Below are 11,143 nucleotides of genomic sequence, written 5' to 3' on the forward strand. Positions count from 1 at the left end.
CTGAGGGACGGGAGCCTAGGAAACCGGCACCACGGCGACCGGGCACTTGGCGTGATGCAGTACGGCGTGGTTGACAAGCCCCAGCTGCATACCGAAGTGCCCCTGCCGCCGCCGGGCCCCCACCACCAGCAGATCGGCGTGCGCGGAGGCGTCCAGCAGCGCCTTGCGCGCCGAGCCCTCGACCGGGCGGTGCGCCACCGGCACCGGCGGCAGCCCGGCCGCCGTGGCGCCGCCCAGCGTCTCGTCCAGGAGCTCGGCGGCGCGCCGTGCGTGGTCCTCGCGCGCTCTGTGGTTCTCGCGTGCCCTGTGGTCCTCGTGTGCCCTGTGGTCCTCGTGTGCTCGGTGGTTCTCGCGCGCTCCGTGGTCCTCGGGGCCCGCGCAACGCCAGGCGTGCACCGCCTCCAGCTCCCCGCCGCGCAGTCGCGCCTCGCGCAGGGCGAATGCGACGGCGGCCGAGGGCGGCGCGGGCTCCCGCTCGCCCGGGCGCTCGCGCTCGGCGATCCCCACCACCACCCGGTTCATCCCGCCGTGCACGTTCTGCGGGCGGCCGCGCACCACGACCACCGGGCACTGGGCGCGGGCCGCGATGCCCAGCCCGACCGAGCCGAGCAGCAGGGAGGCGAACTCGCCGCGGCCGCGCGAGCCGACCACCAGCGCCTCGGCGCTCTGCCCGGCGCGCAGCAGGGCGGTGACCGCGTCGTCGGCCGCCAGGTCGGTCATCACCTTCAGGGCCGGCACCCGCCGCCCGGCCCGCTCGGCCGCGGTGGCCAGCACCGCCTCGCTGTGGAGCCGCTCGGCGGGGCGGTCGGCGGCCGTTCCGGCGACGTAGCCCTCGTACCGCTCCCACAGGGAGGCGTGGACGACGCGCAGCGGCAGCCCGCGGCGCCCGGCCAGCTCGGCCGCCCAGTCCAGTGCGTCCGAGGCGGCGTCCGAACCGTCGACCCCGACGACCACGGGAAGCTCCACCGTGCCCACCGCCTCTCCTGCCGGCACATGGGTGTGTCCCCTCCCATTGTCCCGCCGAAGCGGTCGCCGAGGGGGTCCGGCGGCTCACTCAGCGCAGCCGCATGGCCAGCGTCACCACGGCGCCCATCGCCCCCGCGCTGATCACCAGCCGGTCGGTGACCAACTGGGTCAGCCACAGTCCGCGGCCGCTGGTGGCGCCGTCCAGCCCCGGCAGGATCCGGGGGATGACGTCCTCGGAGAAGCCGGGGCCGGAGTCGCTGATCCGGCACTCCAACTCGTCGCCGATCCGCCGCAGCAGCAGGGAGCCGGTGCCGCCCGCATGCTCGATGGCGTTGTTGGCGATCTCGTCGACGGCCAGCACGAAGTCCCCGCGGCGGGCCTCGCTGAGCCCGGCCCAGGCCGCGCACTCCTCGATCTGCACCCGCAGCCGGGGCAGCTCGTCGGCGGTGAAATGGCGGTGGAGCAGGTGTTCTCCGGCTCGATCGGCGGACCGACGAGGGTCGGCTAGCACCAGTGCCTCCCGTTTGGTGACGAGTACGAGCGACATCGCAGGGTCGGTGAAGCAGCCGAGGGTACGGGGAGTGGGGTCTCATCGGTCATCACGAGCACGAATGACGTGTCATATCGGAAACGTGACCGGAAATGGGTAAGGGTGAAGCGATACCCGATCGTCGGTGTATCGCTTTGGATCGCTGCCTCTCGTACGCACAGTGACCGCCGAGGGGCGAGGGGGGAGAGGAGACGGCAAGGTGAGGTCATGATGGGACTTCTGAGCGCGCTGAAGACCGAACATCGTGAACGGGTGATGGCGCTTGCCCACGATGTGTCCTTCCCCGCGGGCGGCCGCATCTTCGAGGAGGGCCGTAAGGCCGACCGTTTCTGGATCATCCGCACCGGGGCGGTCACCCTCGATCTGCATGTTCCGGGGCGTCGGCCCGCGGTGATCGAGACCCTCGGCCCCGGAGAGCTCATCGGCTGGTCCTGGCTCTTCCCGCCGGACACCTGGCATCTGGGCGCGGAGGCGCTCAGCCCGGTGCGCGCGCACGAATTCAACGCGGAGGCGGTGCGCCGGCTGTGCGACGAGGACCCGGAGCTGGGCTATGCCCTCGCGCTGGCCTGCGCCCAGGTGATCGGGGGCCGGCTGCAGAGCGCCCGCACCCGGCTGCTGGATCTGTACGGGCCGTACGCGGGCGGGATCTCGCCATGACCGGACCGGAGGGCGCGGAGAGCGGCCCGGGGGCCGAATGGCCCCTTACGCTGCCCTGCGGCAGAACGTAAAGCTGGGCAGCCGGACCGCGACCGGCGACCCGTGCGCCATGGAGGAGAGGCCGTGCCCCAGACCGCCGACCCCGACGGCCCCATCAGGGTCTTTCTGCTCGACGACCACGAGGTGGTGCGGCGCGGACTGCGTGACCTGCTCGACGCCGAGTCCGATCTGGAGGTGGTCGGCGAGGCGGCCAACGCCCGCGAGGCCATCGCCCGCGCCCCCGCCGTACGGCCACGGGTCGCGGTGCTCGACGTACGGCTCGGCTCCTCGGGCGACGGCGGGGACCACGAAGGGATCGAGGTCTGCCGGGAGTTGCGGGCCCGGCTCCCCGATCTCGCGTGTCTGATGCTGACGTCCTTCGACGACGACGAGGCGCTGTTCGACGCCATCATGGCCGGGGCCGCGGGCTATGTGCTCAAGCAGATCAACGGGTCCGATCTGGTGTCGGCGGTGCGTACGGTGGCCGACGGCCGCTCCATGCTCGACCCCGGCGCCACCGCCCGGGTGATGGCCCGGCTGCGCGGCCCCGCGCCGAGCGGGCCCGTGGAACTGGAGAACCTGTCACCGCGGGAGCGGGAGATCCTCCAGCTCATCGGCGACGGGCTGACCAACCGGCAGATCGCCGAGCGGCTGTTCCTGGCCGAGAAGACCGTCAAGAACCGCATCTCCTCGATCCTGTCCAAGCTGGGCGTGGGGCGGCGCATTCAGGCCGCCGTGATCGCCGAGCGGATCAAGGAGCGCGAAACGGGTCAGTGAGCCCGTGAGCGGTACGGCCAGGAGTCGATGACGTCCCCACGGTGGGCCGGGTGACGTCCTTACGGTCGGCCCGGGGCGCGGTTCGCATGGAGCGCGGGACCGGCTCCCCTGCCGGCCCCGCGCCCCACACCGAACGAGACGGACCGGCCGAGTCGCCCTTCACCGCAGTGGAGTGAGAGCCCGGTCCGCCCCCGTGGAGGTGGCTCACGGAATTGCTCGGTCCAGCATCGCGAGGCGTTCCACCGCGGGGGAGGGGCCGAACGGCCCCCTCGAGAGTCGGCACCGTCCCGGCCCCCGGACATCCAGGGGCCGGCCGGCCCGCAAAAAAGTCAGGGGCCGGACGGGGATGCCCCATCCGGCCCGATCCTTCCCGCGACCGGGCACCGGCCCGGTCGCATCACCTCCCGACACGTGTCAGTAGCCGCCTCCAGGCTGCGGCGCCCGGCCGCCCGGGTACTGCTGACGCCCGTACGGGTCGTCGTAGGGAGACGGCGCGGGGGCCGCCGGACGCGGCGCGGCCGGACGCGTCATGGCCGGGCGCATCGCCTCGTACCCCATCGGCGCGGCCGGGCCGGGGCGCTGCATCTGCGGCTGCTGAGCGCCCGGGTAGCCCCGCGGGCCGGTCGGCTGCGGCGGGATGTAGGGCGCGTGCGCCTGCTGCAGCCCGGTGGGCTGCGGCTGCTGCTGGTAGCCCTGGTACATGGGCTGCGGCGAGGGCGCGGCCGGCAGCGCGGGAAGCGCTGAGGGCAGGGCCGGAAGATGACTTCCGGTGTCGTAGGCGGACGGCACCCTGATGGGCGCGATCTGTGGTGTGCCCCGCTCGGCGACAAGGCTGTCGTAGATGGGGGTGTCCGGGAAGGACGGCGAGGAGTAGTAGCCGCCACCGTAAGTGCTGCGGGGGGAGGTCATAGACCATAAGTTAAGCCCACCATGTGCTGATTGGGGAGTCCGGTAGGAGGGTTGTTTTCAGTGTTCGGAGTGGCCGTGGATCCCCAATCCGAGCGAACCAGGGAAAATCGGTCGTCAGGGTACGTTGAGATCGTGTAAAGAGCGCGTTTTCAGCGGGTAGCCACCGGCCGTCCGCGGTATGCGGCGGCCGAGCGGCCCGGTGGCCGAGCGAACAGAGAGGCAGGGGGACGGAAATGGCGATGCGCAAGGGCGGTAACACGCCAGTACCGGCAAGCGCGGTGCGGATCGAGCTCGGCTGGCGCGCCGGACCGGGGGCGCCGGACGTGGACGCCTCGGCGTTGCTGCTGATGTCCGGGAAGGTCAGGTCCGACGGGGACTTCGTCTTCTACAACCAGGCGGCGCACTCCTCCGGCGCGGTGCGCCACGAGGGGAAGCGGACCACGGGTGACACCGTCACCGACACCCTTTCGGTGGACCTCGCCCGCGTGGAGTCCGCCATCGACACCGTGGTCCTGGCGGCCTCGGCCGATGGCGGAACGTTCGGTCAGGTCCCCGGTCTGCACATCCGGGTGCTGGACGCGGCGGGCGGCGCGGAGCTCGCCCGCTTCGACAGCGAGGACGCCTCCGTCGAGACCGCCTTCGTCCTCGGCGAGCTGTACCGCAGGCAGGGCGCCTGGAAGTTCCGCGCGGTGGGCCAGGGGTACGAGAGCGGGCTGGCGGGGCTCGCCACGGACTTCGGCATCAGTGTCGACGAACCGCAGCAGACGCCGGCTCAGCCCGCCGCCCCCGTTCCCGCCCCCGCCGCGCCGCCGAACGCCGGGCAGAACCCGTACGCGGCACAGACCCCGCACGCGGCCGCGCAGAACCCGTACGCCGCCCCCGCGCCGCCGTCCGGCCCTCCGGCCGGGGCGTACCCGCCTCCGCCGCCCACCGCCGCCGCCACGCCCCTTCCGCCGCCCCCGCCCACCGCACCGGCCGCCCCGGCCCCCGCGCCCGCCACGGCGCCGGTGAGCCTCAGCAAGGTCACCCTGACGAAGGAGGCGCCCGCGGTCTCGCTCACCAAGCAGGGCGGCACCTCCGGCACCATGCGGGTCAACCTCAACTGGCAGGTGCACAAGCAGTTCTCGGGCTGGGCCTCCAAGCTGGGCAAGGCCATGGCCATGCACAACGAGCTCGATCTCGACCTGGGGGCGCTGTTCGAACTCTCCGACGGCAGCAAGGGCGTGGTCCAGGCGCTCGGCAACTCGTTCGGCTCGCTGCACCAGCCGCCCTTCATCCACCTGGACGCCGACGACCGGACCGGTGCCCGGGCGGCCGGTGAGAACCTCACCATCAACCTCGACCACCTGCGGTCGTTCCGCCGGATCCTGGTCTTCGTGACCATCTACGAGGGCGCCCGCAGCTTTGCCAACCTCCACGCCACGGTCACCCTGCAGCCGCAGTTCGGCGCCCCGATCGACTTCTCGCTCGACGAGTGCACGGTCCCGTCCCCGGTCTGCGCGCTCGCGCTCATCACCAACACGGGCAACGATCTCGTCGTACAGCGCGAGGCCCGCTATCTGGTGCCGCAGCGCGGCGTCAGCCCGCAGCGCACCCTCGACCAGGCCTACGGCTGGGGCATGAACTGGACACCCGGCCGCAAGTGACGACCCGGTGCACGGGGCGCGGCCGTCAGGGTGCGGCGCTGGGGCGGGCGTAGGTGCGCCCCTTCCAGGCCGCGCCCTGTCCGAGGTGGTGCCGCACCGCCGAGTCCACGGTCATCAGGAGGTAGAGAAGGGCCGTCAGGGGCAGCAGGGGTGCCAGCCACAGGGTCTGCCGGTAGTAGCGCAGCATCGGGATGTAGCTGCCCGCCATCAGGACCCAGGCGGCGGCGCCCAGCGACAGGAGCGTGGGACGCCCCGTCAGCACCCCGGCGACCACGGCCGCGGGCGGCACGAGATACACCACGGCCAGCCCCACGACCGTCATCAGCAACAGCAGCGGATTGTGGCGCAGCTGGGTGTACGCGCTGCGCGAGACCATCCGCCACAGCTCGCCCAGCCGCGGATACGGCCGCACGCTGTCCACCCGGTCGGCCAGCCCCAGCCAGATCCGCCCGCCGGACCGTTTCACCGTACGGGCCAGCGCCACATCGTCGATGACCGACTGCCGGATCGACTCCGGGATCCCGGCCCGCTCGGCTGCCTCCCGGCGCAGCAGCACGCAGCCGCCCGCGGCCGCCGCGGTGCGCCCCCGGGGCCGGTTGACCCACCGAAAGGGGTACAGCTGGGCGAAGAAGTAGACGAAGGCGGGGACGATCAGCCGCTCCCAGCCGGTCGCCACCCGCAGCCGCGCCATCTGGGAGACCAGATCCAGTCCGTTCGCCTCGGCCGCGCGCACCAACTCCCGCAGGGAGTCCGGTTCATGCGCGATATCCGCGTCCGTCAGCAACAGGTAGTCGACGCCAACGTCGTCCTTACGGCCGCCGTCGTCCCTATGGTCGCCGCCGTCGTCCTTACGGTCCGCGGCGATACGGGTCGTCGCGAGCGCCATGCCATGCCGCACCGCCCACAGCTTGCCGGTCCAGCCGGGGCCCGGATCGCCGGGGGAGTCGACGGTCAGCGGCAGCCCGCCGTACTCCTCGGCCAGTTCACGGGCGAGCTTTCCGGTGCCGTCCGAGCTGCCGTCGTCGATCAGGAAGATCTCCGCCGGCCCCGGATAGTCCTGGGCGAGCAGCGAGGGCAGGCTGGCCGGAAGCACGACGGACTCGTCCCGGGCGGGCACCACGACGGCCACCGAGGGCCATGCCGCGGGCTCCGGCGGCCCGGAGTCGTCCGGGCCCCTCCGGGGCAGCCGGACGTCCGTACGCCAGAAGAAGCCCTGGCCCAGCAGCAGCCACAGCCATGCGGCCAACGACCCGGCGGCGATCCACATCAGCGCGCTCACCCGCCGAAGTCTGCCCGAAGGTGTGCCCGGCCGTCGGGCGCACCGGACCGATCCATTAAAGTGACCGGGTGAAGATCGCGCTTATGGACTCCGGAATCGGGCTCTTGCCCACCGCCGCCGCGATGCGCCGACTGCGGCCGGACGCCGATCTCGTTCTCTCCTCCGACCCCGCCACCATGCCGTGGGGTCCGCGCACGCCCGAGGACGTCACCGAACTCGCCCTGGGCTGCGCCCGGGCCGCCGCCGCGCACCGCCCCGACGCGCTGATCGTCGCCTGCAACACCGCCTCCGTCCACGCGCTGCCCGCGCTGCGCGCCGAGCTGGAGCCCGTACTGCCGGTCGTCGGGACCGTGCCCGCCATCAAGCCCGCGGCGGCCGGGGGAGGGCCGATCGCGATCTGGGCCACCCCGGCCACCACCGGCAGCCCGTACCAGCGCGCACTGATCCGCGACTTCGCGGACGGCGTCGAGGTGACCGAGGTGCCGTGCCCGGGGCTCGCGGACGCGGTGCAGCACGCCGACACCGAGGGGATCGACGCCGCGGTGGCCGCCGCGGCGGCCCGCACCCCGCGCGAGGTAACGACCGTCGTCCTGGGCTGCACCCATTACGAACTGGTCGCCGACCGCATCCGGGCCGCCGTGCAGCAGCCGGACGCGCCGCCGATCGCCCTCCATGGCTCGGCCGGGGCCGTCGCCGCCCAGGCCCTGCGCCGGATCGGCGCCGACCCCTTCCCGCCGGACGGCGCGGTCGCCCCCGGGGGGCTGACCGTCATCCTCGGCGGCCGCGAGGCCGCCTTGCCGGAGGTCGCCCTGACCTACGCCGAAGGAGTGCTGCTGGCACCCGTCGCCCCGGCGCGCGGTTGACAGCGGCACCTCGTGCGGTGAGCTGACCGCAACGCTCTTCACCAGCGGAATGACTCTTCCCCCTGCCGTGTGGCCGGAACCTGAGTACGCTGCCAACCATGAGGCACCACGACCACGGAACGCCGAGCGCCCCCGGGCAGCCGCCCGCGGTCTGGACCGGACGAGCCCACAACCGCGGGCAGTGGGTGCTGGCCGTGGCGGGCGCCGCGTGCCTGGCGCTCGGTGTCGACCTCGCCGTCGACTCACCATGGGGCTCGGGCCTCGCTCCGCTGCTGATGTCCGTCATCGGCTGTGTCGCCGCCGGGCTGCTGATGCTCTTCGGCACCCTGGCCTTCGTCCATGTGGCGGTGCGGGTCGACGACGAAGTGCTGGAGATCCGCTGCGGCCATATGGGGCTCCCGCGCCGCCGCATCCCGCTCACCGACGTGGTCCACGCCGATGTGGCCCGTAAGGTCACCCCCTGCCAGTGGGGCGGCTGGGGCTACCGCTGGCGCCCCGACAAGGGCACCGCGGTAGTCGTGCGCCGGGGCGAGGGCGTGGTGGTCCGCCTCGGGGACGGGCGCGTCTTCACGGTCACGGTGGACGACGCGGAGGCGGCGGTCCGGGTCATCCGCGACCGGCTGCGGCTGATCGCGGCGCGTACCTCCCAGATCTAGCCGGTCCCCGTTCCCCTCTTTAGGGGGACGGGGATGTCTTTCGGGGAGGCGCTGTCCGTCGCGGCCATTGGCGGCCCGCATTCTCTGCCGTCGGACGCGTCCGAGGGCGCCTTCTCTCCCGCCGTGCCGAGTCTCATGGCACCGCTCCCGTCGGGTCGTCGTTCAGGCGGGCGGTCGCCAGTCCGGCGAGGAGGCCCGCTCCCGCGGTGATCTGGGAGAAGCTCAGGGCGTTGCCCAGACAGGACACGACGGCCAGGGCCGTGAGCGTCGCGGCCGCCGTAAGGACCACCGGAGTCGGGCGCGGAGAGCGCCACAGGGCGTGGAGCATCCAGCCGAAGGCGGCGCCCAGCAGGATCACCCCCGGCAGCCCTGACCGGCCGCCTGCTGCAGCGGCGCCGAATGGGGCTTGGCCTCCGGGCCCTGCGGCTGGGCCGCCGCGGGGCTCAGTTCGCCGAAGCGGTCCGGGCCCGCACCGCGCAGCGGGTCCGTCTCCTCGATACGGGCCGCGTCCTGCCACAGCCGGATCCGGTGCTCGGTGAGATGGGCGCGCAGGGCGGGCGGGAGGCCGCCCGGGACCGCGTCCTTGGCCACCGCCCAGGTGCCGCCGACCGCGACCGCCGCGATCAGGACGCACGCGGCGAGCGCCGGCAGCCGGTGCCGGCGCCGGGCGGCGGTGAGCGAGCACACCAGGACGGCGCCGCTCGCGACCGCGCCCGCCGTCGAGCCGGCCACCACGGCCGTCAGCGTGATCGCCGTGGCCAGCAGCCACAGCGCCGGGCGGAGGGCCCGTGGGGCGGCCCAGGCCGCACAGCAGACCGCGCCCGTGGCCAGGGTGAGCTGGCCCGCGCCCGCCCCCTCATGGCCGGTGAGCCCGTATGGCGAGGCGCAGGCCAGGCCGAACCCCGCGAGCCCGGCGGCCGCCGTCGAGGCGACCGGCAGCAGCGATCCGGCCATCCGGCCGCAGGCGTAACCGGCGGCCACCGCCAGCACCGCCAGCAGCACCCCCTCGGGGCGGGCCGGCCGCCCCATGGCCGCGATCAGGGCCCAGACGGCGCAGCCGGCCAGGATCAGAACCCCCGCGATATCGGATGCGCCGGCACATCCGTCAGCCGGTCTGCCGTGGTCCTGCACGACAGGCTCCACCACTGATGACGTCATCCCGTCGACCCCCCGTCGTGACGGGCATCGCATCGACACGCCTTACGGCCGTCGTGCGAGCCATGACACCCGAAACCGTAGCGCTTGTCGTAAGGAATGTGTATATGGTGCGCAGAAACGATGAGTCGGTCGTGAAACGCCCGTCGTGGAGGGCGCCGTTCGGCCGCCGTGCGCGCCCCCTTTTCCGCCCGATACTCTCGGCCCATGCCGACCCCCGACTTCATTCGTGACCTCAGGGCCTCCATCGGTCACCAACTGCTGTATCTGCCGGGCGTGAGCGCCGTGGTCTTCGACGACCAGGGGCGGGTGCTGCTGGGCCGCCGGGCCGACAACGGCCGCTGGACCATCATCTGCGGTATCCCCGAACCCGGTGAGCAGCCGGCCACGGCGGTGGTCCGCGAGGTGGCGGAGGAGACCGCGGTGCACTGTGTCCCCGAACGCATCGTGCTCGTACGGACCCTGGCGCCGGTGACCTACCCCAACGACGACCGGTGCCAGTTCGTGGACGTCTGCTTCCGCTGCCGCGCGGTCGGCGGCGAGGCGCGGGTGAACGACGACGAGTCGGTGGACGTCGGCTGGTTCCCGCTCGACGCGCTCCCCGAGATGGAGGACTTCTCCCTGTCCCGGATCAAGCAGGCGCTCGAGGACGGCCCGACATGGTTCGAGCCCACCGTCGCGGAGTGAAGTATGTGCCGCCCCCACATCGGACCGGGCCCCAGCGCTGCCTAATGTGCCCCTCATGAGCGCGTCCACCACACCAGGCCCGGGCCCCCGGCCGTCCGACGGCCTCGATCTGTCCCGCCGTACCGCACTCGTCACGGGCGCCGCCGGGGGCATCGGCCGGGCCTGTACGCTGCGGCTGGCCACCGCCGGGGCGCGGGTGCGGGCCGTCGACCTGGACGCCGAGGGCCTCACCGAGCTGGTCGCCGCGGCCTCCAATCTGCCCGGCCCGGTCGAGGCCCACGCCCTCGACCTCACCGACCTCGACGCCGCCGAACGGGCCGCCGCCGGCGTCGACATCCTGGTCAACAACGCCGGGCTCCAACTCGTCCGGCCCATCGAGGACTTTCCGCCCGAGGTCTTCTCCCGGGTGCTCACCGTGATGCTCGAGGCCCCGTTCCGGCTGGTGCGCGGCGCGCTGCCGCATATGTACACGCAGGGCTGGGGCCGGATCGTCAACATCTCCTCGGTGCACGGGCTGCGCGCCTCCCCGTACAAGTCCGCCTATGTGGCCGCCAAACACGGTCTGGAGGGGCTCTCCAAGGTCGCCGCCCTGGAAGGCGCGGCGCACGGAGTGACCTCCAACTGCGTCAACCCCGGCTATGTGCGGACCCCGCTCGTCGAGCGGCAGATCGCCGACCAGGCCGAGGCCCACGGGATCTCACCGGAGCGGGTCGTCGCCGAGGTGATGCTGGCCGATACGGCGGTCAAGCGGTTGGTCGAACCAGAGGAGGTCGCCGAGGCCGTCGCGTATCTCTGCGGTCCGCACACGTCCTTTGTCACCGGTGCCTCGCTCAGCATGGACGGCGGATGGACCGCCCACTGAGCGGCCCATCGGATCGGTCGCCGGACGACGAAGGCCGATTGGCTCAGCCACCGGGCCACGACAACGGATTGGCTCAGCCATTGGCGGACAGCGGCCG

Annotated in this window: 13 protein-coding genes; 7 read left to right on the top strand and 6 right to left on the bottom strand. The window is 73.0% G+C overall.

What is annotated here, in order from left to right:
- Window positions 1-15: 15 nt before the first annotated feature.
- Window positions 16-975, bottom strand: coding sequence for a universal stress protein (locus BLV72_RS40860; RefSeq protein ID WP_093468801.1), 960 nt, complete (start codon window positions 973-975; stop codon window positions 16-18).
- Between the two features lie 79 nt (window positions 976-1,054).
- Window positions 1,055-1,513 (bottom strand): ATP-binding protein, encoded by a 459-nt coding sequence (locus tag BLV72_RS40865; protein ID WP_093468802.1) that lies wholly within the window; start codon window positions 1,511-1,513, stop codon window positions 1,055-1,057.
- A gap of 210 nt (window positions 1,514-1,723) precedes the next feature.
- Here BLV72_RS40865 and BLV72_RS40870 point away from each other — a divergent pair, with 210 nt between their 5' ends.
- On the top strand, window positions 1,724-2,173 hold the full coding sequence (locus tag BLV72_RS40870; RefSeq protein ID WP_043236595.1) for a cyclic nucleotide-binding domain-containing protein: 450 nt from the start codon (window positions 1,724-1,726) through the stop codon (window positions 2,171-2,173).
- Between the two features lie 123 nt (window positions 2,174-2,296).
- Window positions 2,297-2,989 carry a response regulator gene (locus BLV72_RS40875; RefSeq protein ID WP_086711097.1) on the top strand — a complete coding sequence of 231 codons (693 nt, stop codon included), beginning with the start codon at window positions 2,297-2,299 and terminating at the stop codon, window positions 2,987-2,989.
- 414 nt (window positions 2,990-3,403) lie between these two features.
- Here the strand turns inward: BLV72_RS40875 and BLV72_RS40880 are convergent, their stop codons facing one another.
- On the bottom strand, window positions 3,404-3,898 hold the full coding sequence (locus tag BLV72_RS40880) for a DUF6643 family protein (protein ID WP_093468804.1): 495 nt from the start codon (window positions 3,896-3,898) through the stop codon (window positions 3,404-3,406).
- A gap of 239 nt (window positions 3,899-4,137) precedes the next feature.
- Between BLV72_RS40880 and BLV72_RS40885 the strand changes: the two genes are divergently transcribed.
- Complete coding sequence (locus tag BLV72_RS40885) at window positions 4,138-5,544, top strand: TerD family protein (RefSeq protein ID WP_093468805.1); 1,407 nt, start codon at window positions 4,138-4,140, stop codon at window positions 5,542-5,544.
- 25 nt (window positions 5,545-5,569) lie between these two features.
- Here BLV72_RS40885 and BLV72_RS40890 read toward each other — a convergent pair whose 3' ends face one another.
- Window positions 5,570-6,811, bottom strand: coding sequence for a glycosyltransferase (locus BLV72_RS40890; RefSeq protein ID WP_208906105.1), 1,242 nt, complete (start codon window positions 6,809-6,811; stop codon window positions 5,570-5,572).
- Between the two features lie 80 nt (window positions 6,812-6,891).
- Here BLV72_RS40890 and BLV72_RS40895 point away from each other — a divergent pair, with 80 nt between their 5' ends.
- Entirely contained in the window at window positions 6,892-7,686 is a 795-nt protein-coding gene (locus BLV72_RS40895; protein ID WP_093468808.1) for a glutamate racemase, read from the top strand.
- A 98-nt stretch (window positions 7,687-7,784) separates the two neighbouring features.
- Complete coding sequence (locus tag BLV72_RS40900; RefSeq protein ID WP_093468810.1) at window positions 7,785-8,342, top strand: hypothetical protein; 558 nt, start codon at window positions 7,785-7,787, stop codon at window positions 8,340-8,342.
- 133 nt (window positions 8,343-8,475) lie between these two features.
- On the opposite strand, the gene BLV72_RS51665 is transcribed toward BLV72_RS40900, so the two are convergent.
- On the bottom strand, window positions 8,476-8,700 hold the full coding sequence (locus BLV72_RS51665; protein ID WP_342030707.1) for a hypothetical protein: 225 nt from the start codon (window positions 8,698-8,700) through the stop codon (window positions 8,476-8,478).
- The gene (locus BLV72_RS40905; RefSeq protein ID WP_342030708.1) at window positions 8,697-9,473 is read right to left on the bottom strand and encodes an O-antigen ligase family protein; all 777 of its coding nucleotides are present in this window, start codon (window positions 9,471-9,473) and stop codon (window positions 8,697-8,699) included. The genes BLV72_RS51665 and BLV72_RS40905 overlap by 4 nt, the downstream gene beginning before the upstream one ends.
- Window positions 9,474-9,704: 231 nt before the next feature.
- Here BLV72_RS40905 and BLV72_RS40910 point away from each other — a divergent pair, with 231 nt between their 5' ends.
- Window positions 9,705-10,184 carry an NUDIX hydrolase gene (locus BLV72_RS40910; RefSeq protein ID WP_093468811.1) on the top strand — a complete coding sequence of 160 codons (480 nt, stop codon included), beginning with the start codon at window positions 9,705-9,707 and terminating at the stop codon, window positions 10,182-10,184.
- Between the two features lie 55 nt (window positions 10,185-10,239).
- Window positions 10,240-11,046 (top strand): 3-hydroxybutyrate dehydrogenase, encoded by an 807-nt coding sequence (locus BLV72_RS40915; RefSeq protein ID WP_093468813.1) that lies wholly within the window; start codon window positions 10,240-10,242, stop codon window positions 11,044-11,046.
- The last annotated feature ends 97 nt before the right edge of the window (window positions 11,047-11,143 follow it).

The organism is Streptomyces melanosporofaciens (genome assembly GCF_900105695.1).
In the GTDB taxonomy this organism is placed as follows: Bacteria; Actinomycetota; Actinomycetes; order Streptomycetales; family Streptomycetaceae; genus Streptomyces; species Streptomyces antimycoticus.